16 protein-coding genes are annotated in these 26,664 nt (G+C 37.6%); 8 read left to right on the plus strand and 8 right to left on the minus strand.

Annotated elements, in window-relative coordinates; all coding sequences use genetic code 11:
• Position 1 precedes the first annotated feature (1 nt).
• The 8 genes from AC2S94_RS14225 to AC2S94_RS14260 all read right to left on the minus strand — a co-directional run bounded on the left by AC2S94_RS14225 (position 2) and on the right by AC2S94_RS14260 (position 18,676).
• The gene (locus AC2S94_RS14225) at positions 2-1,366 is read right to left on the minus strand and encodes a vanadium-dependent haloperoxidase (protein ID WP_484629215.1); all 1,365 of its coding nucleotides are present in this window, start codon (positions 1,364-1,366) and stop codon (positions 2-4) included.
• Positions 1,350-4,643 carry a VCBS repeat-containing protein gene (locus AC2S94_RS14230; RefSeq protein WP_484629216.1) on the minus strand — a complete coding sequence of 1,098 codons (3,294 nt, stop codon included), beginning with the start codon at positions 4,641-4,643 and terminating at the stop codon, positions 1,350-1,352. The genes AC2S94_RS14225 and AC2S94_RS14230 overlap by 17 nt, the downstream gene beginning before the upstream one ends.
• Positions 4,627-8,010, minus strand: coding sequence for a VCBS repeat-containing protein (locus AC2S94_RS14235; protein WP_484629217.1), 3,384 nt, complete (start codon positions 8,008-8,010; stop codon positions 4,627-4,629). The genes AC2S94_RS14230 and AC2S94_RS14235 overlap by 17 nt, the downstream gene beginning before the upstream one ends.
• Complete coding sequence (locus AC2S94_RS14240; protein WP_484629218.1) at positions 7,994-11,287, minus strand: VCBS repeat-containing protein; 3,294 nt, start codon at positions 11,285-11,287, stop codon at positions 7,994-7,996. Before AC2S94_RS14240 ends, AC2S94_RS14235 begins: the two co-directional genes overlap by 17 nt.
• Before the next feature lie 107 nt (positions 11,288-11,394).
• Positions 11,395-12,930 (minus strand): RagB/SusD family nutrient uptake outer membrane protein, encoded by a 1,536-nt coding sequence (locus tag AC2S94_RS14245; RefSeq protein WP_484629219.1) that lies wholly within the window; start codon positions 12,928-12,930, stop codon positions 11,395-11,397.
• Positions 12,931-12,940: 10 nt separating this feature from the next.
• The gene (locus tag AC2S94_RS14250; RefSeq protein ID WP_484629220.1) at positions 12,941-16,033 is read right to left on the minus strand and encodes a SusC/RagA family TonB-linked outer membrane protein; all 3,093 of its coding nucleotides are present in this window, start codon (positions 16,031-16,033) and stop codon (positions 12,941-12,943) included.
• Positions 16,034-16,315: 282 nt separating this feature from the next.
• Positions 16,316-16,960, minus strand: coding sequence for a gluconate 2-dehydrogenase subunit 3 family protein (locus tag AC2S94_RS14255; protein WP_484629221.1), 645 nt, complete (start codon positions 16,958-16,960; stop codon positions 16,316-16,318).
• Between the two features lie 12 nt (positions 16,961-16,972).
• On the minus strand, positions 16,973-18,676 hold the full coding sequence (locus tag AC2S94_RS14260) for a GMC oxidoreductase (protein WP_484629222.1): 1,704 nt from the start codon (positions 18,674-18,676) through the stop codon (positions 16,973-16,975).
• A 143-nt stretch (positions 18,677-18,819) separates the two neighbouring features.
• On the opposite strand from AC2S94_RS14260, the gene AC2S94_RS14265 reads away from it, so the two are divergent.
• The 8 genes from AC2S94_RS14265 to AC2S94_RS14300 all read left to right on the plus strand — a co-directional run bounded on the left by AC2S94_RS14265 (position 18,820) and on the right by AC2S94_RS14300 (position 26,663).
• A complete protein-coding gene (locus tag AC2S94_RS14265) occupies positions 18,820-19,818 on the plus strand; it encodes a sugar phosphate isomerase/epimerase family protein (protein WP_484629223.1) in 999 nt (332 codons plus the stop codon).
• A 16-nt stretch (positions 19,819-19,834) separates the two neighbouring features.
• Positions 19,835-21,070, plus strand: coding sequence for a nucleoside permease (locus AC2S94_RS14270; RefSeq protein ID WP_484629224.1), 1,236 nt, complete (start codon positions 19,835-19,837; stop codon positions 21,068-21,070).
• A gap of 10 nt (positions 21,071-21,080) precedes the next feature.
• Positions 21,081-22,217 carry a Gfo/Idh/MocA family protein gene (locus AC2S94_RS14275; RefSeq protein WP_484629225.1) on the plus strand — a complete coding sequence of 379 codons (1,137 nt, stop codon included), beginning with the start codon at positions 21,081-21,083 and terminating at the stop codon, positions 22,215-22,217.
• A gap of 4 nt (positions 22,218-22,221) precedes the next feature.
• Positions 22,222-23,277 carry a sugar phosphate isomerase/epimerase family protein gene (locus tag AC2S94_RS14280; protein WP_484629226.1) on the plus strand — a complete coding sequence of 352 codons (1,056 nt, stop codon included), beginning with the start codon at positions 22,222-22,224 and terminating at the stop codon, positions 23,275-23,277.
• A gap of 7 nt (positions 23,278-23,284) precedes the next feature.
• The gene (locus tag AC2S94_RS14285) at positions 23,285-24,037 is read left to right on the plus strand and encodes a 3-keto-disaccharide hydrolase (RefSeq protein WP_484629227.1); all 753 of its coding nucleotides are present in this window, start codon (positions 23,285-23,287) and stop codon (positions 24,035-24,037) included.
• Between the two features lie 88 nt (positions 24,038-24,125).
• Positions 24,126-25,337: a bifunctional alpha/beta hydrolase/OsmC family protein gene (locus tag AC2S94_RS14290; RefSeq protein WP_484629228.1), complete on the plus strand. Its 1,212-nt coding sequence runs from the start codon at positions 24,126-24,128 to the stop codon at positions 25,335-25,337.
• A gap of 110 nt (positions 25,338-25,447) precedes the next feature.
• Positions 25,448-26,041: a superoxide dismutase family protein gene (locus AC2S94_RS14295; RefSeq protein WP_484629229.1), complete on the plus strand. Its 594-nt coding sequence runs from the start codon at positions 25,448-25,450 to the stop codon at positions 26,039-26,041.
• Positions 26,042-26,132: 91 nt separating this feature from the next.
• A complete protein-coding gene (locus AC2S94_RS14300) occupies positions 26,133-26,663 on the plus strand; it encodes an RNA polymerase sigma factor (protein ID WP_484629230.1) in 531 nt (176 codons plus the stop codon).
• Position 26,664: the final 1 nt, after the last annotated feature.

The raw sequence follows: 26,664 nt of genomic DNA on the forward strand, positions 1-26,664 counted from the left end.
TTTAGTTGGAAGCAACTTTAGAATCCTGCGGCTTTTTGTGCATTTTCAGACTGTTTACCACAAATCCTCCAAGGTCTTTACCCTGCACCAAACCTACCTCTATCGCCGAACGATAATGAATACCGCCATATAATCTACTGTTGGCAGCTTCTCTTGAGGCAGCATTGAAAGATTCAAAATTTCTCACCGGTAAACCATAATCAACTTCGGTATCATCTTCAAAGGAAAAGTCATCTCCGAAAATATCGGTTAAAGCTGTAGCAGCTGCACCAGAAATTACCGAATGTCCGCTGGTGTATTCCGGAAAAGGTGGAGTTTGAAGAACAGAACTCCAGTTCTCATCAACATATTTATTGATCAAGGTCTCTGGTCTCACCAGATTACTGCGATATTTTTCATCCCAGCAACTTATAAAACCATCAGCAATAGCTATGGCTGTTTTAGAGTAAGCATAGACAGATTTATTAAAATCAGCATTATCCTTTTTACAGGCTATTTTCACAATTCCCATCCAATGCCCACCTGGAGTGATCTTTTTAGTAGCAAACATAAGATGTCCACGTAAAATAGAAACATATGGATTACAATCCCAAAATTTAGCAATGGCCATTTCTTCGCTGTTTTCCTCGTCTTTGGCGATCTTTTCTCTGATGTTATAAACCTCCATCAATTCATTATGAAACTTGGAACCTTCTTCCATAGAAAATTCTGGCGGCGGAGCAGGTTTAAATTGGTTTGCGCTATCAATTACAAACGGGCGGATCTTCATCCAGTGCGGCTCAATACCATCCATATAAGATGGCGGAGTTGGCTGCCAGCGACTTTCATCATCTGTTTGGATAGAAAATTTAGGCATCGTACGCGTTTCCGCATAATTATCCTGCTTCATCCAGTTTTTAATATGGGCTGCGACCTTTTTACCATAGGCCTCGGAAACATTAAAAGATTCCTCGTCTATATTTTTCCATTTATTGAAAAGGCTGTCACGTTTAATGCTTATTCTATCTTCTGAAAAAACCAGACCAGTACCAATATCATAAAATGCCACTATGGCCGCCGCTTCAGGAATTATTCCTTCAGTATCTGGAGCAGGTGTTTCTTCAAAGTTGGTTAGTTGACCTGCAAGACTATTGTAATTTTCATCGAATTGAGCCATCACCTCGTAGGCGGCAATATTGGAATATGCATAAACCCTACTAGCCACAGGAGGTGAAAAAATATCATGAACCATGGTTTTGCTCACATTGTCATTTGCGGCATGAAAATCATCAGCCGTAACTACTATCTTATTATCCTTATTACAGGATAATAAGGAAAAAGCAATTAACATTGTGATTATAGATCTATGGCTAAAAATCGAATTCATAGATTTCAATTTTCGAATTATTTATGGTTACGATTAAATAAGGTTTCTTGTCAATTTCAATAATAGAAAAATCTTTAACAGATTTTTGTGATAAATTTAAATGAATTTCATCAGAATCAAGAATTTTATTTTCGTTTAACATAATGATTCCGCCTAATGCATCAAACCTTCCATGGTACGGCGTCACGCCAAAATAATTACCGCCAAATAGAACTTCTTTTTTACCGTCTTTATTAAAATCATAATTTAACATCGCTCTTAACGGTGCCGACTGTAATTCTCTTGGAAGCTCTTTAAAATTATAACCGCTACCAGTATTTTCAAGATATCCGCTGGCAAGGGTATGAACCTCAAATAATTCGGCTGAATTTAGTTCCTCTTTCGTAAGTATTTCGTCAATTTTTTTACCGGCAAAATCTTTATACTGTGTAAATCTTTTTCGTAGCATCTGGCTAAGCTGAGAAGCCATTTCATCCAATCCGTAGAGGAAATAATAATTGCCATTTTTCTCGGTAGCTATAAGAGTTTCAGTTAGACCATTATTATCAAAATCCTTGTAGTACATGCGCATGGGATTTTCCACAGAAGCTTTCAGTTTAGAATTTAAGCCCCAATTTCCCAACAAGTAATCCATATCTCCATCATGGTCTATATCTGCTTCAATTACCTTTTGCCAGAGACCGTTCAGTTTCTTATTCTGAATAAGATTTCCATTTCTGGTAAATTTACCGGAGGAATTTTCCAGAATCACCGGAGCCATCCATTCTCCTACAGCTAGAATATCCAGGTCCTTATCGCCATCAATATCTGTAAAGATCAAATCATTGATCATTCCTAGGCTATCAAACAGTTCTTCCTGAACCAGACTGAAGTTGCCATTATTATTTTGAAGCAAATAAGACTTCGGGATTGCTCCGTAATTATAGTTCTGGGAATTACTTCCCACCAGAATATCCATATCCCCATCGTTGTCGTAATCTGCAGTTTTAATAACTGAAGAATTGGAATATATTTTAGGAAGTGCTGAATCCTTCTTAAATGTTGTTTCTTCACCGTAATATAATCTGTCCAGCAACCATTCATTACGGCCCACAGATTCTCCTCCTCCTGAAGCAAAAAACAAGTCCTGCTTTCCGTCTGCATTAAAATCTGCAACTGCGATACTTTGATCTTCGGCTAGAGAATCCCTGGCAGGTATGAAATTTTGCTGTTTTTCAAACGAATTATTTTTCTGAATATAGATTTGAGCTGGTTTAAATCTCGAAGCGCCGAAAACTATATCATCCTTCCCATCATTATTCAGATCAGCTACTTTAACGGAAGGGCCCAGATCAGACATTTGGTGTGGAATGAGCTTTTGCATATCAAAATCATTATACACATTTTCTTCATGCTCATAAGTAATACCAAAATCAGAATCTATCTTCCTAAACCACTTGTTGTTTTCAACCTTAAATAACCTGCCATAATCCACAGAATCTTTTGCGTTTTTTTCTTCGAATAATATGCTGCGGTTTCTTTCTGGTTTTAGAATTGTTTGAATTTTTCCATCAGGCCATATAACCGAAAGACTATCCAATTGAACACTTTTCTTAAACCCAAAATGCACGATCGGCTCTGAAGAAGACTGGTAAGATTTTGTAGTATACAGTTGCCTTATTTGCTTTCCTCCAGTTGTATAAAGAATCGCTTTAGAACCAATTCCAAAAGTATTGCTGGAATCAGCCTTTATATTCAGTTTTATAAAATCTCCTTCGGAATAATCATTTACATAAATGCTGGCCTTACTATTGATATTGTTAGTTACAATATCAAGATCACCATCGTTATCAAGATCACCATAAGCAACTCCCGTTGAGATAATTGAATCATTTCTTATCCAGTCTTTAGACCTGTTTTTGAATTTCCCCGTCCCTTCGCCCTGGAAAATATAATTAGTCACCGCTCCTGAAGGCATTTTATTCAGAACTTCATTATCTACCAGCGTGGTTTTATCCAGTTTGTTCTGAATTTCTTCGTTGGAGGTATATTTGACGTAGTCCAGGTCATTTGGCCTTTTAGGAATACCATTACTTATGAAAAGGTCCTGAAATCCATCCTGATCATAATCTGCAAATAAAGGTCCCCAGCTCCAGTCTGTCGCCGCTACACCACTCATTAGTGCCGTTTCAGCAAAATATTGCCCGCCTTTATTCATCTGAAGCATATTCCGGGTATACTGTGGATGATAACCTAATTTTTGAATTCTAAACCGATCCAGGTTCACGTTATCATCGCCCGCAGATGATTTCAGTATTTTCTCGTCCTCTGGTAGCATATCCAGAGTTATCAGGTCTACATACCCGTCATTATTAAGATCTGCTGCATCATTACCCATAGAAAACCTGGAAGTATGACCAAAATTATCTTTTAAACCTTCTGTAAAAGTTCCGTCGCCATTATTAACGTAATAGTAATCATCCTCGTGAAAATCATTACCGATGTAAATATCAGTAAAACCGTCATTATTAAAATCTGCAGTGGTAAGACCTAATCCATAGGAATTGGCACCACCATAAATTCCGGCTTTTTCACTAATGTCTATAAATTTACCATTTTCATTCATCAGAAGCTTATCTCCACTTTCATACACCCTGTTATTCCTGATGTTTGAAGGACCAAAAGATTCACTGGTATGCACTGCGTGATTTAAAATATATACATCCAGATCACCATCATTGTCAAAATCGAAAAAAGCTGCTTGTGAAGAGTAGCTGTCCATATCCAAACCATATTCCGCAGAACTTTCGGTAAAAGTCGAATTTCCATTATTTATGAAAAGTTCGTTATGGCCTCGAAAACCATTCACACCCACAACGGCAGAAACATAAATATCCAAATAGCCATCACCATTAACATCTGCCATGGTAGTACCTGTATTCCACGTGCTTTCCCCGGCAACTCCTGCTTTCTCGGTAATATCTTCAAATTTGAGATTCCCTTTATTTAAAAACAGTTTATTCTTAACCTGATTTCCGGTGAAATAAATATCTGGTAAACCATCATTATTGATATCGCCAATACTAACGCCACCACCATTATAGAAATAAAGGTAATCCAGTATATTCTGGTCTCTGGTGTCTTTCAGGGTATTTTGAAAATCCAGTCCGGAAACTTCGGAGTCGGGATTACTGAAAAACTTTTCATTTTCTTCAGACTTTCCGGGCTCCTCTTTTTTACATGATGCAGTGACCAGAAGAATCAATAAGAAATAGAGTGTATTATTTACTAACTTCAAAAATTCGGGGTTTTTTATCGTTAATAGCCGCAATTAAAAAGGTTTTTCCAGTCTTGTCCTGGATGGTTTTCAGGAATTTGATCTCATCTCTTATGGTAAAACCGCTTTTATCAAAGTCCTGCCATTCAAAATTCATTTCTCCATCTCCAAGAAGAACATTTCCATAACCAGCATCAAGCCTGGAAAACTGGGGTTTGAATTCAAAATCATTTCCTCCCATCACCAGGTCAAGATTTCCGTCATTATTTACATCAGTACAGGAAATACCACAAACACAGGAAAATTGCACTCTACCTGGTAATTTCTTGATCTCAAATGAACTGTTTCCGTCATTAATAGCGATGACCGTTTCAGAAATGGTAGCTTCTTTAACGATAGCGTTCTCTATTTTTTTCTTCGGAATAAGTTCCTGGATAGTTTTTTTGGCATATTCTGAAGCTTTGAGATTTTCTTTTTTTAAAAATACCAGCTGAGAAATCATCTCCTTTTTCATGTGTAAAGGATAATCTTTTCCATCTCTCTGAAGGGTTACAAATTGTTCGATAGTTCCGTTATCGTCATAATCGTTCACCCACATTTTTACAGGATTTTCAACTGAAGTTTGATAAGCAAGATTACTACCTTTATTACCTAGAACAAGATCCATATCACCATCATTATCAAGATCTGCAGCTTCCACTGTGTTCCACCAACCGGTATATTGGTCTAATTCATTTTTCAGAAGGCTTAATCTTCTACCCGAATTCAGGTAAATATGCGGGGCTCCCCAGTCTGAAACTGTAATAAGATCTTTTTTGCCGTCTCCATCCATATCTTCCCAGGTCGCGTCTGTGATCATTCCAGCATACTTCACATCATAAGCTATACGTTCTGTGGAATTTACAAACTCACCATTTCCTTTATTTTCAAGAAATAAATGTTTGGGATCAAGTCCGAAATTTACGGCTACACTTCTCGAGCCTATAAAAACATCTATGTCTCCATCATTATCAAAATCGTAAGAAGCGATCGTAGCGACATTCTGGTCTACGGAAGGAATTGGCTTTGAATGAGGAGAAAACTTCCCCTTACCGTCATTTATATAAAGTCTTGGTTTATAATTTGGCGCCTCACCTACTTCATTTCCACCGGATCCAACCATTAGATCCAGATCTCCATCACCATCGGCATCAAAAAATTCGGCCGCGGTATCCTCAAACATTAAATCTTCATTCAATGATGGCTGATCTGTTTTTCTCAAATTACCATTCCCCCGATTTAGATAGATCGTCCCGGCCTGCTTTTTTGCACCGCCGATGAACACATCTTCATTCCCGTCATTGTTAATATCTCCAACTGCCATCGCAGGCCCTTCCTGACTCAGCTTCTTATAGATCATCCCTTCAAAGTCGAAATCGGTATATGAATTCTCAGTATGTTCTTCAAAACTATCATTGGAACGCTCTGTAAGTAAAGTTTGAACCTTGGGCTCTTCGGGCACTTTATAGATTTCTGTAGCATCTGAATGATTCAAAGTTAAGGTTTGATTCGCCTTTATATCTTCTAACTTCTGAGTAGCTTTATCAGGCCAGATCACCCTCAAGGAATCAATATTATCATCATCTCCCAGTCCCATACTCAGAACGTAATCCATAGATGATTGAAATCCTCTTGAAGGATTTTCATCCTGAAGCAAAACCTTACCCCCAATAAACAGTTTGATTACGGTTCCAATTCCAAACTTGTTCTTTTCGCTACCTTTCAGTTTTATTCTCAAATAATTACTGGCTTCTTTCTTTTCCGAATTATTGCGGTATATGAAAGATTTCATATTAACGTTATTCACCACAAGGTCAAGATCTCCGTCGTTATCGAGGTCTCCATAGGCACAACCATTAGAGAGACTCGGCATTCCTAATCCCCATTCTTCTGCCTTATTGCTGAATTTCAGATTTCCTTGATTTTGAAAAGCATAATTTGGAAGCGGTGTTACCGGCATTTTATTGATAATGGAATCTATTGCCTCTTTCTTTCCGGTTAAGGCCATTTTCTGAATGATCTCATTGGCAAAGAATTCCACAAAATCAAGATCTGTAAGGTCGTGATTGATCCCATTGGTGACAAAAATATCTCGATTTCCGTCGTTATCCATATCGAAGATCAAACCTGCCCAACTCCAGTCTGTACTTTCAACTCCGCTAAAATGAGCGATCTCAGAAAATGTATTATTTCCGTTATTTAACTGCAGTGTGTTATGAATATATTGCTGATAAAAATCTTTGCTCTGCTTCAATTTAAATACGTTATAGCCTTCAAACTCCATTACAGATTTCGTTCTTTCTTCAGTGTCCGGAAGCATATCAGTAATGAAAATATCAGCAAAACCGTCATTATTGATATCGGCCATATCCACGCCCATGGCTGAAAGACACAAATGCTGTGTCCATTTTTCGATCTCTTCAGTAAAAGTCCCGTCCTGGTTATTAATATACAGGTAGTCCCTTTCATAAAAATCGTTTGAAACATAGATATCGGGATACAAATCATTATTGAAATCACTAACCATGACACCAAGACCGAAGCCGATCAAACTTCCATAAATCCCGGCATCTTCGCTCACATCGGTAAATTTACCTCCATCATTTCTCAACAACATATCTCCCACTCCACGGAAAATCTTTGGGACGCCTTCCCAATCCTGCGCTCTCACATTACGTTGTTCTGCGAAACCCAGACTACTAACAGGAATATTAGAGTTATTCAAAATATAGGCGTCCAGGTCGCCGTCTTTGTCGTAATCAAAAAAGGAGGCATGCGTGCTGAATCCTGTTTCAGCAAGGTTATATTCTTTTGCTTTTTCCGTAAAAGTAAGGTCGCCATTATTGATGTAAAGATCGTTGTCGTGATTATCGCCTTCCATATTCCCTGCGTTGCTCACGTAGATATCCAGAAGACCATCCTGATTTATATCAACCATGTTCACACCTGTAGACCATGGTTTGTTTCCTTCCACCCCGGCAGATTTACTAATATCTTCAAACTGAAAATTACCTTTGTTCAGATAGAGTTTATTTGGCTTTTTATTAGCGGTAAGATAGATATCAGGAAGTCCGTCATTATTGATATCGCCAATGGCTACACCTCCTCCGTTATAAAAGTTCCTGTATTTAAAAATATTGAAATCAGGCTCATTCTTCACTTCATTAATAAAATCTATACCTGTTTCCTCCGGTAACATTTCAGTAAACAAAGTATTTTCCTTTCTTACGTAACCTGAATTCTCCTCCTGCTGTTCTTTCTTATCATCAGAATTACAGGAAGTGATCATAGCTAAACTAAAAATCCCTAAAACCTTGAAGATCTTTCCGGTTCTATTCATGCGTTTCATTATTAATTTTTAAAACTATAGGGCTATCACCATTTCTGGTAATAATAATATGTTTTTTCCCATCTATACAAAGTTTTTCAATGTCCCTGGAAGCGCCCGGAATGTCTGGAAGCTCATTAGAAATATTGAAATATCCTTTTCCATCATTGATTAGAAGAACACCATGAGATGCGTCTAATCTACCTATTTGAGTGCTAATTTCATAGTTATTTCCTACTAAAAGAAGATCCATGAAACCATCATTATTTGCATCTAAATTAGCGATACTAAAAACCTGGGAAGCCTGGACTTCAAAAGGTAAAACATGCTTTCTAAAATTCCCGTTACCTGTATTTTCAAAATAGCAGGATGCAAGTTCGGTTATTTCCTTTTTTACAGAATTTTCAATCTTATCTTCCGGAAAAATCTGCTGAAAGTTAGCTTTGGCAAAATCGCCGTAAGTGGTATACTTTTTCTTTAGAAATGGCATTTGCTGATCCAGTTCATCTTTTGAAGCAAAAACCGTCTCTTTATCTTTATAATAATAGGTGAGAATTGGTTCTGAAGTACCATTATCGTCAAAGTCATTAATATAGATTTTTACAGGCTGTTCAGCTGAAGCGTTTAGCCTGGTGTTCAATCCCCAATTAGCGGCTACAAAATCCAGATCACCATCATTATCATAATCTGCAACTGAAATATCATTCCACCAGCCTTTTTCATCTTCTAGATTTGAGGTCATCAATTTAAAAGATCGCCCTTTTTCATTCAAATAGATCGAGGGTGCAGACCAATGTCCCGCTGTAATAATGTCTTCGTAGCCGTCACCATTGAAATCTATCCAGATCACATTCTGAATAATTCCATTTAGATCTGAAATATACTCTTTGGAAACATCTGTAAATTCCCCATTATCATTTCTGAAAAGAAAATGTGTTGCTTCCATCCCAAATTCTCCTGGTTTGATGGTAGAGGTTATAAGAATATCCAAATCTCCATCAAAATCCATATCGGAAGCACTTACGCTGGAGGCATTCAATTCCGTATTTTGGAAATTATTCTGATCTAATTCGAATCCGGTAGTAGAATTTAGATATAACCTCGGCCTTAAGGCTTTTCCTTTTTTAAATTCATTTCCGCCGCTAACTACCAGAATATCCTCTAAACCGTCATTATTCGCATCAAAAATAAGCTGATCTGTATCTTCTGAAATCGCCTGATCATTAAAAGCTTGGTTTTCATTCAAAGTAAAAGACCCATTATTATTCTGATAATAGATCTGCAATGGTTGTGTTTTTCCGCCACCAAAAATAACATCATCCAAACCATCATTATTAAGATCGGCCACAGCAACTTTTGGACTCAGGTTTGAATAGGCAAACGGACTTAATATCTGGCGATTGAAATCCAGTGAATTCTGTTCCGTATGAACATAAGAAAATACAGAATCTATTTTTTGAATAAGATTTTCTTTCGATTTGACAGCTTTGCTTCTCTGAGTTGATTTATTATGATCTATTTTGATCCTTTGGTTGACAGCAACATCTTTTAGCAATGAAATTTTGCCATCATTCCATTTCACACTGATCGAATCTATCTTTGATTTCTCACCCAAACCAAAATGTAAGCCTGAAGCAACCGAGGAAAGATAGCCCCTGGTTAAATATTGCTCCTGTGTTTGTATTTCATGCCCTGCATAAACCACGACTCTGGCCCCAATCCCAAGTTTATTATTTTCAGAGCCAGTTAATTCAATAGTGATGTAATTATTATCTGAAGTAGAATCATTTCTTAAAATAAATGCCGCTTGATCGGTATTATTGGTAACCAGATCCAGATCTCCATCATTATCGAGGTCAGCATAAACACTACCATGGCTGAAAGAATCTTCTGCCGGCAACCATTTTTCAGAAATATCCTGAAAACTTTGATCACCTTTATTTTTAAAAATATAGTTCTGAACTTTTTTCTCCGGTAATTGTTTTGTCAACCTGGCAAGGTCAACTTTTTCGCCCTTGCTTAGTTGTTTTTGGATCTCATCAGTAGAAATAAATTTGATGTAATCCATATTATTAGTAGCTCCTTTAATACCATTAGTAATAAACAGATCTTTGAAACCGTCATTATCAAGATCAGCAAATAAAGGACTCCATGACCATTCGGTTGCGGCGATGCCACTTAAAAATGCAGTTTCTGAAAAGTTAAGATTTCCACGATTCAGGTGCAATGTATTTTGCATGTATTGCGGAGCAAACCCATTTCTTAAATAATTAGAATAGGTTTGAAAAGGGTATTCAAGCCCCGAAGTCTTATAGGTTTCAAGATCTTCCGGAAGCATATCCAAGGAAATTATATCCAGCCAGCCATCATTATTGATATCAGCAATTTCATTTCCCATTGAATAATGAGAAGTATGTCCCAGATTTTCATGATTGGCTGAATTCAATTCTTTAAATGTTCCGTCTTGCTGGTTGATATAGACATAATCATTTTCAAAAAAATCATTTCCAACATATATATCAGGATATGAGTCATTATTCAAGTCCCCCACAGACACTCCCAGACCGTAGCCTGTAACACCCTGAAATATTCCAGACTTTTTAGAAACGTCAATAAATTCACCCTGTCTATTTTCGAACAACCTGTCTCCAGATAATGGATCAAAAATTTCCCTTTTATTTCCCCGACCATAGTTCTTATTGGGATGAATGGAATGATTTAAAAGAAACATATCAAGATCACCATCAAGATCGTAATCCAGAAAAGCAGATTGTGTTGAAAACCCGCTGAAATCAAGTCCGAACTCTTTTGAACGCTCTTCAAACCGGGGATTTCCATCCTGATCATTTCCTACGTTCACATAAAGCAAATTATGCCCGGTAAGTTCGTTATTTCCAGAAACCTTAGAAATATAAAGATCTATTCTGCCATCGTTATTAATATCTACATTACTCACTCCAGTTGACCAACCAGTTGAGTTATCTATATTAGAAAGTTCTGTGACATCTTTAAACTGAAAATTTGATTTGTTCAGATACAATTTATCAGATTCCATGTTCGAAACGAAATACAGATCTACCAACCCGTCTCCATTATAATCTGCCGCAGCCACTCCTGCTCCATTATAATAGTATAGATAAGTAAGAATATTAAAATCTGGATCCTGCTTAAGCTTATTGCTGAAATCAATTCCTGTTTGTGAAATTTCAAGTTTTTGAAAAAGCGTTTTTTTCTTTTCACAACCTGAAATGCAGAAAATTATAAGTAGATAAGATATTAGCCAGATGGCTGTTTTCATATTAAAATCACTTGTGGCAATAAATGGAAAGATAAAAAATCTTAACAAATCTATAACAAAAAAAGAGGGCTAAAATTAGCCCTCTTTTTTCAAACAAAATTTAAATATTAGTAACCCGGGTTCTGTGTAAGATTAGGGTTGGAAATAATTGCTGATGAAGGAATTGGGAACAGAGTTCTAAACTCTTCCGTATTATCCTTAAACTGCCAAGTATCTGTAAAAGCTCCAAATCTAATTAGATCATTTCTTCTCCAGTACTCTCCATAAAGCTCACGCCCTCTTTCTGCTAGTAGATCTTCTTCAGAAACACTTGATAAAGGAGAAGCTTTTCTCAATTCTCTAAGTTGGTTTACCATTCCTGTTGCGTCGTCTCCCATTCTCATCATTGCTTCAGCTTTCATTAAGTAAGCATCTGAAAAACGAAATACAATTTTGTGATTGGCAAAAGATCCGTTAGTAGGGTGATACTTAATAACTCGTATACCTGTACTTTCAGTGTTACCAACCAATCCAGGTAATTCCTTAGAAAATACCAGATCTGTATTCTGTCTAGTTTTAAGTTTGGAACCATCGTCATCATACTGCTGTCCAACTAGGAAACCATATCCAATTCCGAAATTCTCATCGTCAGCTGTAGTTTCATCAGGAACAAATCCACGTCTTTCTTCCTGTCCGTCTCCAACAAAGTTGGTATTCGGATCTCCTTCGAAAGAATCATAAAATTCGGCCAAGGTTGTAAATCCATTCCAACCACCTCCAGTGTTATCAGGAGCATTTTGGTTGTAGTGTAATCCATTCCAAATATTGTTACCAACACTTGAAGTAGTAAAGAAAATTGTTTCATTATCCAAAGCCGGAGCGAAAATGTCAAAGTAACCTTCAACTAAACCGAATCCTTTATCTTCTAATGCATTCACATTATCAATTACCAATTGCATATCTGCGCTACTTGCAGATTCTGTTCCGTAATAAATGTGCTTGTTTAGATAAAGTTTAGCCAGTAGATGATGAGCAGCTGCCTGAGAAGCAAAATTTAATTCACTATCCATTGGTGAAGGATCTGGAAGATCATTCAATGCAGTTAGTAAATCATTTTCTATAAAATCAAAAGCTTCCTGTCTGCTTAATACTCTAGGGTTAATCTCGATACCTTCGTCAACTTCTCTAAATGGCACCTGTCCATAAAGATCCATTACCCAGAACATACTTAAGGCTCTTAAGAATCTTGCTTCTGCCTCTTGAGAAGGAGATGCCTGGCTTCTAGAGTCAATGATCTCTGTCGTATTAAAAACGTTCTGGTTTTGTTCATTCCAAACATTTCTTACGTGTGGATGAATTGGAGACCAGGTATGCTCGTGCACAAGTCTCCATAAACCGTTATCTCCCCAGTCTGTTCCTCTTGTAGGAACCAGTAATTCGTCTGTACTTACTTCCTGTAAAGAATAAAGGTTCTCCTGGTTTTCCATCTGCCCACGAACACTGTTATAAACAGAAGTCAAGGCACCCTCAACATCAGCAACTCCAGTAAATTCACCAGTTTGATTGGCAATCTTGGAATCGGTTTCTTCAATATCCAAATCCGTACACGCTCCAAGAGAAAGTGCAAGACCTAGTAGGATTATATTAAATCTATTATTTTTCATTTTCATTTTTTTAAAATTTTGCATTTATACCGAAAGTATAAGTTCTTGGTCTAGGATAAGCTGTGTTATCTATACCTGCAGTAGGAACCCCATTTAGAGCAGTAGAAGTACTCACTTCAGGATCTAAACCACTATAATCAGTAAATAATAACAGGTTCTGACCATTCACATAAAGTCTCAAGTTATCCAAAAATGAATTTTCTCCCAGATCAAAAGTATAACCAAGACTAGCGTTCTGTAATCTTAAGAAATCACCTTTTTCAAGGAATCTTGTTGATACATCCGGTGCGTTCAATCTTGATTCACCACTTGTAAGAACATCTTCAGTCACATTTCTACCAGTATTCAAGTTACCAGCAGTGAACAAGGCGTTAGCAGTGTTATTGTAAACATAGAATCCATACTGTCCTGCAAAGAATAAGGATGCATCCCAGTTTTTATACTCTGCTCTAGTATTAATACCAATGTTAGTCGTTGGTAAAGCGCTTTTATCTACAAATTCCTGAGCATCCCCATTTGGATATATAGAAATTCCGTTAGCGTCATATCCAGCGAATTCTCTTAAGTAGTAAGAATACAGAGGTCTACCTCCAACTAATAGTTGAGCGAAGGCTCCTGTTAGACCCTGACCAGAAATCTGAGCACTTTCAATCTGTCCATCAAAATCCTGAAGCTCATTATCATTGTACGCGATATTAAATCCGAAATTCCAGAAGAAGTCTTCAGTATTGAAAATATCATAATCAATAGCGAATTCAATACCTTGGTTTATCAAATTCCCGTCAATGTTTGTAAATGAAGTCGGCGCAGGACTAGGCTGAGCATTCTGAGTTAATAAAAGAAGATCTTTTGTGTTCTTACGATAAATATCGAAACTACCAGAAAGTCTGTCACTCATAAATCCGAAATCGAATCCAAGGTTAGCTTGCGAGGTTGACTCCCACTGTAATCCTGGCTCAGGGAAACCTGCTCTTGCAGTACCACCACCGTTCACGTTTCCACCATTATCAATCCCGTAACCGTTAGCGATCGTACGGATAGTAAAGTTACCATATCCTAAACCGTCCTGGTTACCAGTAACACCGTAGCTTAGTCTCAACTTAAGAGTAGAGAATGCATCTGGCATAAAATCTTCCTGATCCATCTTCCATGCAAAGGCTCCTGAAGGGAAATATCCATACTCATTATCAGGACCAAATTTTGAAGAACCATCAGCTCTCATAGTGAAAGTGAATAGGTATTTATCCATCAATGAATAGTTCAATCTTGTGAAGAAAGACTGTAATTCATCGTAGTTGTCGTAAAATCCACCTACAACTGACGTAGAGTTGATATTTGGAGCATTGAACGCTACATTATTCTGAATATTTGGAAACAGACCTGTGAAATTTGAATTATTAGGTCCTACTCCAAAAGTTTGATAATTAGTTCCACCTAAACTTTGTTGGATGGCGTTAAAATCTCCTCTGAAAGTATCGATTATTTCTCCCGTGTTTCTAGATGTAAAACCAAATCCAGATCCATAAGTTCCCTGTCTGTCAAATTTCTGGTAAGAATAACCAGCTAATGCAGAGAATGTTGAGTTATCAAATTCCTTGTTATAGTTCAGAACGAATTCCAGAAGCGTATTCGTAGCTTCAAGATCATCTAAAGCACTTCTACCGTTCCCAGGAACCCCATTACTTAAACCTACTATATCTCCGGAATAAGCAATATTTCTTTCTGAATTTGAATTATCGTAACCAAAAGTAACTTTGGCATTTAAGCTCTCAAGGATATCGTAATCTGCAGATACGTTTAATAATATCCTATCTGTCTCAGTTACATCCTCAGTATAATACAATAATTGTAAAGGATTCAAGTTCCCTCCTCCCGGATCGAATGCTACATCATTAGGATAAGTTGGGTTTGTATAATAAGTTGCAGCAAGTAAATCTCCGGAAGCACCAGGGGTGTTACCAATGGCTGCAGCTAAATCTTCTACTACAGAGTAAGTTGCCTGTAAACTTAAATTAAGTTTGTCATCTAAAAATCTCTGGTTGGCATTTAACCTACCGGTAAGTCTTTCTAGACCAGATTCTTCAATGATACCTTCAATATTATTATAACCTAAGGAAAGTCTAACGTTTCCTGTGTTATAATTATTCATGTAAGAAACATTGTGGTTTTGAGAAAATGCTGTTCTGAAAATAGCATCCTGGAAATCTGTATTTGAACCAAAATCAGCATCATCTGGATTACCTCCAAGATCTTCAATTCCCTGAAGGAATCTATCTCTATCTAATAGGTCATAAGTATTTGCTGGCTCAGCAATACTAAGAGACCCATCATAAGTAAACGAACTTCCCTGAGCTCCTCTACCAGATTTTGTTTGAATAATTACAACTCCATTCGCACCTCTGGAACCATAAATAGCGGTTGCAGAAGCATCTTTAAGAATACTGATGCTCTCAATATCGCTTGGGTTCAAGAAGTTTAGTGGGTTCTTAGATGAACCTCCACTAACACCTAAATCTGGAGAACCAGCTGCAGTTGCGTCTCCTGCTAAAGGCACACCATCAACTACAAATAAAGGGTTGTTATTAGAACGCACAGAAGTTGTACCCCTAATTCTTAATGCAACACCACCTCCTGGCTCACCACTGGATGATGTAATTTGTACACCGGCAGTTTTACCCTGAATTAATTCTTCAGGCGATGCAATGTTACCCTTATTGAATTCTTCAGCGGTAACAGCAGATACAGAACCTGTTGCATCTCTAACTGTGGTGGTACCATAACCAATTAACACCACTTCTTCCAGTTCTGATGCATCAGTTGCCAGATTCACATCAATGGTAGATCTACCATCAACCTGAATTTCCTGGGTAACATAACCTACGAAACTGAACATCAGCGTTGCATCTGAAGGAACATTGTTCAAGGTATAATTACCATCAAAATCTGTAGTGGTACCCGTCGATGTTCCCTTGATGGAAACAGTTGCACCGGGCAGCGGACCACTCTCATCTGTCACTGTTCCGGATACAGTTTGCGCTTTTGCCATACCGAAGGTAATAAGGGCTCCGATAAACAAAAGGCTCCTGAAAATCATTTTTCTCATAAGATAAAGTTTAAGTTGGAATCACTCAGACTACGCTGAGCAGGCTAAATTTAGATAAATATTTGTTAAAAAAACAAAATAGATTTTAAATAATTAATTATTTCAATCGTTTGCGATTAATATTTAAATAAAAATCAATAAGATATTTATGAATATTTGAAAAACCTTAAAAATAACGCAACTTTACCGTGATAAATTTGGAATTATTGATAATTCAATAAAATCATAAAATTTACTCACAATTGTTGATAAGTGTCGCAAATACTGGGAATTCCGGCCATTTTAGAGAGACATCGCCTTTCCGTTACCTAATTCAGAAACAGGTCCACACGGGATATATTGACCCGGAACCGGATCATACCACAATACATTTTCTCCTACTTCTTCGCTATTTTTCCACGCCCAGATCGCCAATCCTCTAACAGCCGTTAGATAAGCAAATGCTCCCGCGTCTGCATCCATCTCCATTTCTGTATCTGGACCTTGAGCATCCTGGGTTTCAGTATTACGTTTAGCGTATTTCTCTTTCTCAGCCGGGGTGGCTTTCAGGTATTTCTTGATAATATTTTCAAAATCTTCTTTTTCGCCTTCTTCCTGCTCTTTATCATATTCTGCCTTGAAAGCTCTTGAAAATGCTCCTGCAGATCTTTCAAATTGCTTGCTTTGTTCTTCGCCGGCAACCTCGTCCATATATGAATCGATAAACTGAGCAATATTAAGGTCTGACGCTCCCGGAGTATCGGTCGCGGGTAAAATAACGTCTAATATCTTTTTCAAAGCAAATCCATGTGAAGCAGATAAAAATCTTGGCTGCCAGTCATATTCGGGCTCATTTTTACAACTTTGCAGTAAGCTTAATGCGGAAGGTCCCACAATAAATACTCCTGCTCCTAATCCTATAGTTTTTAAGGCTTGTCTCCTTTTCATGATTTCTAAATTTTAAGCATTAGACTTTTTGAAATTCTTAGATGCGTGATCTGCAGCTCTGGCAGTCATTGCCATATAGGTCAACGATGGATTCTGGCACCCGGCAGATGTCATAAAGGCACCATCTGTCACATAAACATTAGGTACTTCGTGAACCTGGTTATTGCCATTTAATACAGATGTTTTTGGATCTCTACCCATTCTCGCCATTCCCATTTCGTGAATACCAAGACCTGGTGCTCCGATATCATCATAGCCATTAACATCCTTAAATCCAGATTTTTCAAGCATTTCTACCGCCTGGGAAATCATATCCTTACGCATTTCAAGTTCATTCTCTTTGAACTCAGCATCAAAGGTTACCGTTGGTAAGCCCCATTCGTCTAATTTATCATAATCAAGACTCATCTTATTTTCATGATAAGGCAAAGTTTCACCAAATCCCATAAGTCCCATGGTCCATCCTCCTGGTTCTGAAACTGCTTTTTTCAATTCAGCCCCATAAGCAGCCTCTGCAATACTTTCAGACCAGTTATCTCTACTTGCACCTCCCTGGTATCCATAACCTCTTACAAATCCAAGATTCTTATCACTATCACTTAAGTTTCTGAATCTTGGTAGGTAAATACCATTTGGCTTTCTTCCTTTATAATATGAATCTTTGAATCCGTCATATTTACCTGAAGCCCCTGCTTTAAAATGATGGTCCATCACATTGTGACCTAATTCTCCCGAATCGTTACCCATTCCATCTGGAAATCTATCAGACTTAGATTGCATTAATATACTTGTAGAAGCAACTGCAGAAGCACAAAGGAAAATTACATTCGCTTTGAATTCCATAGTTTCCTTGGTATTTGCATCAATAACCTTAACACCGGTAGCTTTTTTAGTTTCCGGATCATAGATAACCTCACTTACTACAGAATTTGGTCTCAAGGTCATATTGCCTGTTCTTTCAGCAGCTGGCAAAGTTGAAGAGTTACTACTGAAATATCCACCATAAGGACATCCTCTAATACAACGGTTTCTAAACTGGCATTTAGATCTTCCTTCAAATTTTTTATCTCCGGTGATATGAGCAACTCTCCCTGAAGTCATAACTCTTCCATCAAATTTCTCGGCAATGCTTTCTCTGAAATAATCTTCAACACAGTTAAGATCCATCGGTGGTAAAAACTGGCCATCTGGTAACTGGCTTAATCCTAATTTTTCACCACATACTCCTATATATGATTCTACTTTATCATACCAAGGTGCTATATCTTTATATCTAATAGGCCAGTCAACTCCATGGCCATCCTTTTTATTCGCTTCAAAATCCAGATCACTTAATCTATAACTATGCCTTCCCCACATAATAGATCTTCCACCCACGTGATAACCACGCATCCAGTCAAATCTTTTAGTTTCATTATAAGGATGTTTAATATCATCCACGAACCAGTGTTTGCTTGGTTCAGAAACAGTATATCCGGTCCTGGCCTGTTTGAATTGTCTCTTTTTTTCTTCTTTTGTCACCTGACCCTTGAACTTGTAGTCCCATGGGTCATCGTTCATGGTAGGATAATCTTTAACGTGCTCTACCATTCTTCCTCTTTCCAACACAAGAGTCTTGAATCCTTTTTCGCAAAGTTCCTTTGCTGCCCAACCACCGCTGATACCTGTACCTACAACTATCGCGTCGTAATTGTCATTTTCATAATAGTTACTCACAATTCCTTATTTTATTGATGAAATAATAGCTCGAAGTCTACCAAATATATAAATTTCAGAGGATAATTTTACATCTTTAAAAAAAAGGCTACATTTAATTTTCATTTTTTCAACAACACCAATAAAAAATTAACCCTTTCACAATGAAATTAAAATCACTGAAGGCAATTCCCTTCCTATTCCTGATTGCGTTTTCCCTATCCTTTACATCTTGTAAGCAAAACGCTGAAAAAAAAGATGATGTAGCGCAGGCTGAAAACACTGAAACTTCTTCAGATTCCCTATTTTTCAAGCTCTCTCTGGCTGAATGGTCTTTGCATAGGTCTATTCAAAACGGGGAACTGGATCCTATGGATTTCGCCAAAAAAGCAAATGAAATGGGATTTGATGGTATTGAATATGTAACCGGTTTTTATGCAGCACGTGTTAATGATGCCGAAGATCCTGAAGCTGAAATGAAAAAATTGCTGGATACTTTGAAAGCAAACAGTGAAAAATATGATGTTGAAAACCTGCTATTGATGATCGATGGCGAAGGTGACCTCGCGGTTAACGATTCTGTAGTTAGAAACGAATCTGTAGAAAAGCATAAAAAATGGATAGATGCAGCTCAGTTTTTAGGTTGTCACTCTATTCGTGTAAATCTTTTTGGAAGCGATGACAAAGAGGAATGGAAAAATAACTCTGTAGACGCGCTTAAAAAACTTTCAAAATATGCACAAACAAAAGGTGTGAATGTCCTTGTTGAAAATCATGGATATTTATCTTCAGACGCAGATCTACTGGTAGAAGTTATGAAAGAAGTAGGTATGGATAATTGCGGGACATTACCAGATTTTGGCAATTTCTGCCTAAAAAGAAAAGATGGCGCAAGATGGAATGCTGAATGTGTTGAAGAGTTTCCAAGATATGAAGGTGTTGAAAAAATGATGCCTTACGCAAAAGCAGTGAGCGCTAAATCTTATACTTTCAACGAAAATGGAGATGAAGAGCTTATCGATTACAAGAAAATGCTTCAAATAGTCAAAGACGGTGGTTATGATGGCTATATAGGAATTGAATTTGAAGGAACAGATATAGCTCCAGAAAAAGGAATTATGGCCACAAAAGATCTTTTAATAAAAGCCGGAAGTCAATTATAAAACCAATATTTAAACCATGAGTAAACTTATACGATTTCAACTTTCCTTAATGATGTTTCTGGAATTCTTCATTTGGGGAGGTTGGTTTGTAACACTGGGAACCTACTTAGGCTATAACCTTGAAGCCACAGATGTTCAGATTTCAACGGCTTTTTCCACTCAATCCTGGGGAGCAATCATAGCACCTTTTATTGTTGGTATGATCGCCGATCGTTTTTTCAATGCAGAAAGAATTTTGGGAATTCTTCACTTAGTTGGAGCAGTTTTAATGTATCTAATGTATCAAAGCCTTGAATTCGCTGAATTCTATCCATTGGTTCTTGCTTACATGATTGCATACATGCCTACGCTTGCCTTAGTGAATTCCGTAAGTTTTAACCAGATGAAAGATCCGGCAAAGGAATTTTCTTATATCCGTGTCTTTGGTACTATTGGTTGGATCGTTGCTGGATTGGTAATTAGTTGGCTAAGCTGGGATGGTGCTCAGGGCCGTGAGGAAGGTTTATTGAAATATACCTTTTTAATGGTTGCGATTGCTTCTGCATTTCTGGGATTATTCAGTTTTACTTTACCTAAAACTCCACCAACTGCAGACAGATCTAAAAAAGTTAGCATTACGGAAACCCTGGGATTGGACGCACTTAGTCTTTTAAAGGATAAGAACTTTTTGATGTTCTTTCTTGCGTCGGTACTAATTTGCATTCCACTGGCATTTTATTATCAGAATACAAATCCGTTTCTTTCTGAAGTAGGTGTAAATAATCCAACTGGATTAATGACCATCGGGCAGGCATCTGAAGTATTATTCATGCTGCTTCTGCCCTTCTTCTTTAAGCGATTTGGCTTTAAACTTACCATCATCGCCGGTATGGTTGCATGGACGCTGAGATACTTATTATTTGCTTACGGAGATTCAGGCGAATTGATCTTTATGCTGATCACAGGAATTGCTCTTCACGGAATTTGCTATGACTTTTTCTTTGTTTCAGGACAAATTTATACCGACTTTAAAGCTGGTTCAAAATATAAAAGTTCTGCTCAGGGATTAATTACACTGGCTACTTATGGTGTAGGGATGTTAATTGGATTTTATGTAGCGGGACTAATCACCAATGCATATCTAACGGGTGAAAAAATGCATGACTGGGAAACGATTTGGATCTATCCGGCAGGTTTTGCATTTTTAGTGATGTTACTTTTTGCATTGTTCTTTAAAAATGAAAAAATCGATAAAAAAGATATAGAAATATAAAATACAGTTTATGAGTAAAATAAAACTCGGAATTTTAGGCGGTGGAGAAGATTCACTGATAGGTATCCTGCACAGGGTTGCCGCGAATATGTTTGATCAATTCGAAATTGTTGGTGGTGTCTTTGACATTCAACATGATAAAAGCCTGAAATTTGGAGAGAAACTTCAACTTGACAGTTCAAGGATCTACAAGAATCTCGACGAATTTGTTGAAAAAGAACTGAGTCTTCCGGAAGACGAGAGAATTCAGGCAGTTTCAGTATTAACACCGAACTTTCTACATTTTCCAATGGCAAAGCAGCTACTGGAAAATGGATTCAATGTTATTTGCGAAAAACCTCTAACCACGACTTATGAAGAGGCAAAGATTTTGAGCGAAACTCAGAAGAAGGCAAATACGATATTTGCAGTTACCTATACTTATACCGGTTACCCTATGATCAGGCAGATGAAAACTATGATCGCGAACGGTGAGATCGGAAAGATTCAGAAAGTAGATGTGCAATACTACCAGGGATGGATAAATCCTTTGATTCATGAAAAGGAAAAAAGATCTGCAACCTGGAGACTGGATCCGGAAAAATCTGGAATCAGCTGTTGTATCGGTGATATCGGGACTCACGCATATAACATGGCCGAATATGTTACAGGAATGAAGGTTGATAAAGTTTTGGCAGATCTCAATTATCTGTATGAAGACAATCCAATGGATATCGATGGAACTGTTCTTTTAAGATTTCAGGACAATATCAAAGGAGTTCTTAGAGCAAGCCAGATCGCAACCGGGGAAGAAAATAATTTTACGGTACAGATCTACGGGGATAAAGGTGGTTTAAAATGGGAACAGGAAAATCCAAATTATCTTTACCTTTTAAAGGAAGGAATGGCTTTACAGGTTCTAAAACCTGGACATGAATACAATAGCGAATTTTCTCTTGAAGGCACAAAACTTCCACCGGGACATCCTGAAGGAATTTTTGATTCCATGGGAAATATTTATTATGGAGTAGCCATGGCCATTAAGGATACAACGAAACATGAAGGAGCTTACCCTAAATTGAATGATGGGCTCCGCGGAATGAACTTTATAGAAAAAACCGTGGATTCTCATAAGAAAGGGAATATTTGGACTAACCTAGAAGAATAAAAAGATGAAAACTATCAAAGGACCGGCTGTATTTTTAGCCCAGTTCATGGATGATAAAGAACCGTTCAATTCACTTGACGGTTTATGTAAATGGGCTTCAGGCCTGGGATATAAAGGAATTCAGATCCCAACCTGGGAAACACGACTTATAGACCTTGAAAAAGCAGCAAATAGTAAGACTTATTGTGATGAACTTAAAGGTAAAGTAGAATCTTACGGACTAGAAATTACTGAACTCAGTTCCCACCTGCAAGGGCAGCTAGTGGCCGTTCACCCGGCCTACGATATCATGTTCGATAATTTTGCGCCTGATGATTATAAAAATGATCCAAAAAAACGTACCGAATGGGCCATCAATCAGTTGAAATTTGCTGCAAAAGCGAGCCGCAATCTGGGACTTGATGTGCATGGAACTTTTAGTGGTTCATTTCTATGGCACACTGCCCATCCCTGGCCACAAAGACCAGATGGTCTTGTGGAATTAGGCTTTAGCGAACTTGCCAAAAGATGGATGCCAATTCTAAACGAATTTGACGAAAATGGCGTGGATGTTTGTTATGAAATCCATCCTGGAGAAGATCTTCATGACGGGGTTACTTTTGAACGCTTCCTCGAGGCTACCAACAATCATAAAAGAGTAAACATTCTTTATGATCCCAGCCACTTTGTTTTACAACAGCTGGATTATATTGAATATATAGATCACTATCACTATTATATCAAAATGTTTCATGTAAAGGATGCGGAATTCAATCCAACTGGAAAAAAAGGTATGTTCGGAGGTTACGGAGACTGGAAAGACAGGGCTGGTAGATACAGACATCCCGGTGACGGTCAGGTTGACTTTAAAACTGTATTTTCAAAATTAACCGAATATGGCTGTGATGTATGGGCTGTTTTGGAATGGGAATGCTGCATAAAATCGCCAGATCAGGGTGCTAAAGAAGGAGCACCTTTTATTGCGAGCAATATCATTGAAGCTACTCAAAAAAGGTTCGATGATTTCTCCGGATCTGAAATAGATGAAAATAAATTAAAACGAATTTTAGGACTTAAATAAACCAATCATGAAAAAAATACTATTAATAGGATGCTCTGTTCTGGCTTTAACCGCCTGTAAAAATGAAAACAAGGAAGCTGAACAAACTGAAGTTGTTGAAAATTCTGAAATGACAAATTCAGAAGAAACCCAGGATGAATGGCAGGAGCTTTTCAATGGAGAGAATCTTGATGGCTGGAAAGCTTTCAATAAAGACTCAATTTCAGATCAATGGAAAGTTGAAAATGGCGCGATTTCCTTCACTCCTGCTCAAGGAGAAAGAGAAAAAACCGAAAACCTGATCAGTAAAGAGGAATTCGAAAGTTTTGAACTTTCACTGGAATGGAAAATTTCAGAAGGAGGAAATAGCGGTATCATGTGGGCTGTTCAGGAAGAAGAAAAATATAACGAGCCATATTTAACGGGACCTGAAATCCAGGTATTAGATAATGAGAAACATCCTGATGCTAAAAACGGACCTAATCGTACAGCAGGAGCTCTTTATGATATGGTGCCTCCTAGCGAAGATGCTACAAAACCGGCAGGTGAATGGAATGAAGAAACCATTCATGTAGACTATGAGGCGAATGAAGGTTGGGTGGAATTAAACGGTAAAAGAGTTACCGAATTTCCAGTAAAAGGTGAGGAATGGAAAAACATGGTTAGTAAATCAAAATTCAGTGACTGGGAAGGGTTTGGAACAACTCAGAAAGGTCACATCGCACTTCAGGATCATGGAGATAAGGTTTGGTATAGAAATATCAAAATCAAGCAACTATAACAAAAATCAATCAAAATATAGAGCTGCCTTTTCAGGCAGCTTTTTTTTGGCTTATATTCGGTAAAACTCAATTGAAAATATTGAAATTATGCAAAAGACGGAAGTGAGTTTCAAAAATTCAGAAGGAAAAGAATTAAAGGGTATTCTGGAATTACCCGGAAATAGAGAACCTGAAAATTTTATTCTTTTCGCACATTGCTTTACCTGTAATAAAAATTTTCACGCTCCCTCAAATATCAGTAAAAGCCTGGCTTCAAAAGGTTTTGGAGTTTTAAGGTTCGATTTTACTGGTTTGGGAGAAAGTGAAGGTGATTTTTCAGATTCAAATTTCACCAGTAACGTAGGAGATCTTCTAGCAGCTTCAGATTTTCTTGATAATGAACATAAATCACCAACGATCATTATAGGTCACTCCCTGGGAGGAGCTGCTGCCCTATTCGCTTCCAGAAAAATCGATTCCATTAAGTGTATGGTGACTATCAATGCACCTTCTAACCTATCTCACGTTCAAAAACATTTTGAATCCAGTCTGGACGAGATCGAAAGAGAGGGGTTTGCCAATATTAAAATTGGAGGAAGAAGTTTTAAGATCAAAAAGCAATTTATCGAAGATCTGGAAAAAAACCAGAAAGAATCGGCCTTAAAAGAGATTAGAAAAGCGTTATTGATAATGCACTCTCCACAAGATGAAATTGTTTCTATAGATCACGCCGAAGAATTATACAGAGCTGCCTGGCATCCAAAAAGCTTTGTCTCACTGAACGGTGCAGATCATATGCTTAGCACCAAAAAGGATTCGGAATATGTTGGCGAAGTTATCTCTGCCTGGGCTGGAAAATATATTGATCGTAAAGATATTCCGGAACTGGAAACAGACCACGAGGTTATGGCAAATTTAGGCGCTGAAGGTTTCACAACCCAGATGGTGGCTGGAAAACATTATTTTGTAGCTGATGAACCCTTAAAATTTGGAGGAAGTGACCTGGGGCCGAGCCCGAATGAATTGCTTTCAAGTGGTCTGGCTGCCTGTACTTCCATGACGATTCAGATGTATGCCCGAAGGAAAAAATGGCCGGTAATCAATGTAGAAACTCATGTGAGCCATTCAAAAAAACACGCCGATGATTGTGAAAATTGTGAAAAAGATTCTGCTAAAATTGACAATTTTGAAAGAGAGATTTCAATTAAGGGGGAATTAGACGAAAAACAGATGAAAAGACTGCTGGAAATTGCAGATAAATGTCCGGTTCATAAAACCCTATCAGCAACGGCAAAAATCACCACCAAGCTATCAGAATAGTAGAAAAATTCCCGCTCATCTTCACTGTTAAGCTATCCTTAAATCTTTGGTAGTAGCTCTGATTACATTTAATTTAGTTTGAATAATTGAAATTTAAACCAATCGAAACTATGAAACGTATCAGTTTATCTATTGTTCTTTGTGCCGGATTAATTTTTACCGGATGTAAGAATGACAAAAAAGAAAAAGAAATGGATGACCAGTCAGAAACTGAAATGAAGTCTGATATGGAAACCAAGAAAGAGGAAGAAGTTAAAAAAGTAAAAGTTACTCTAGAAGCAAAAAGCGACTCTAATCTTAGTGGAAACGTAGTATTTACTGAAGAAAATGGCGAGGTTAGTATGACTGCGATCATTTCTGGTCTTGCTGAAGGAACTCACGCAATCCATATTCACGAAAAAGGTGATTGTTCTGCTGCTGATGGTAAATCTGCCGGAGGACACTGGAACCCAACCGATGCTCAGCATGGTAAATGGGGAAGCGCTGAAGGTTACCATAAAGGAGATATAGGTAACTTTGAAGTAGATGCTAATGGAAACGGAACCATCAATTTAACTACCGATGAATGGTGTATAGATTGTGGAGACGAGAAAAAAGATATTTTAGGTAAAGCCGTGATTGTTCACGATGGTGTAGATGATTATACATCTCAGCCTTCTGGAGCAGCTGGAAACAGAGTAGGTTGCGGTGTAATCGAAATGTAGTAATTCGCAACATGAAATTTCTAAAAGCGGCTTAATCGCCGCTTTTTTTATTTGTTATTAAAACCTATCTTTATTTTTTCAAACAACACCTATGCAGCAAGATGGATTAATCCTCGAATTACAAAATGGTAATCAGAGGGCATTTGAACGAATTTATGAATTGTATTCGGAAAGTACTTACGGTATAATTTATAGCATCGTACACGATGAAAAAGTCGCAGAAGAGATCCTTCAGGACGTTTTTCTAAAGATCTGGAATAATGCTTCTTCTTACAATTCTGATAAAGGTAGATTTTTCACCTGGGTTCTGAATATTGCAAGAAATGCTTCTATTGACCAGATCAGATCTAAAAGCCACAAAAACTCACAAAAAAACCTAACTACTGATAATTTCGTAGATATTTTGGAAAGCGGATCTAACTTTTCTGCGAAGGCAGATGCGATTGGCGTAAAGAAATATATTGATATTCTTAAGCCGGTCTGTAAGAAATTAATAGATCTACTTTTCTTTAAGGGATTTACACAAAAGGAAACAGCAGAAGAACTGGATATGCCACTGGGAACGGTTAAAACGAAAAACAGGGCATGTATCAATAAGCTGCGCGAAATGTTAGTAGAATAAC

The sequence above is a fragment of the Christiangramia pacifica genome (assembly GCF_057221535.1).

Coding starts and splice junctions, on each gene's coding strand:
- AC2S94_RS14255 (WP_484629221.1), bottom strand. CDS start 16,960: ATGAAAAGGAGACAAGCCTTAAAAACTATAGGATTAGGAGCAGGAGTA.
- AC2S94_RS14250 (WP_484629220.1), bottom strand. CDS start 16,033: ATGAGAAAAATGATTTTCAGGAGCCTTTTGTTTATCGGAGCCCTTATT.
- AC2S94_RS14265 (WP_484629223.1), top strand. CDS start 18,820: ATGAAATTAAAATCACTGAAGGCAATTCCCTTCCTATTCCTGATTGCG.
- AC2S94_RS14245 (WP_484629219.1), bottom strand. CDS start 12,930: ATGAAAAATAATAGATTTAATATAATCCTACTAGGTCTTGCACTTTCT.
- AC2S94_RS14270 (WP_484629224.1), top strand. CDS start 19,835: ATGAGTAAACTTATACGATTTCAACTTTCCTTAATGATGTTTCTGGAA.
- AC2S94_RS14225 (WP_484629215.1), bottom strand. CDS start 1,366: ATGAATTCGATTTTTAGCCATAGATCTATAATCACAATGTTAATTGCT.
- AC2S94_RS14285 (WP_484629227.1), top strand. CDS start 23,285: ATGAAAAAAATACTATTAATAGGATGCTCTGTTCTGGCTTTAACCGCC.
- AC2S94_RS14300 (WP_484629230.1), top strand. CDS start 26,133: ATGCAGCAAGATGGATTAATCCTCGAATTACAAAATGGTAATCAGAGG.
- AC2S94_RS14235 (WP_484629217.1), bottom strand. CDS start 8,010: ATGAAACGCATGAATAGAACCGGAAAGATCTTCAAGGTTTTAGGGATT.
- AC2S94_RS14295 (WP_484629229.1), top strand. CDS start 25,448: ATGAAACGTATCAGTTTATCTATTGTTCTTTGTGCCGGATTAATTTTT.
- AC2S94_RS14280 (WP_484629226.1), top strand. CDS start 22,222: ATGAAAACTATCAAAGGACCGGCTGTATTTTTAGCCCAGTTCATGGAT.
- AC2S94_RS14290 (WP_484629228.1), top strand. CDS start 24,126: ATGCAAAAGACGGAAGTGAGTTTCAAAAATTCAGAAGGAAAAGAATTA.
- AC2S94_RS14275 (WP_484629225.1), top strand. CDS start 21,081: ATGAGTAAAATAAAACTCGGAATTTTAGGCGGTGGAGAAGATTCACTG.
- AC2S94_RS14240 (WP_484629218.1), bottom strand. CDS start 11,287: ATGAAAACAGCCATCTGGCTAATATCTTATCTACTTATAATTTTCTGC.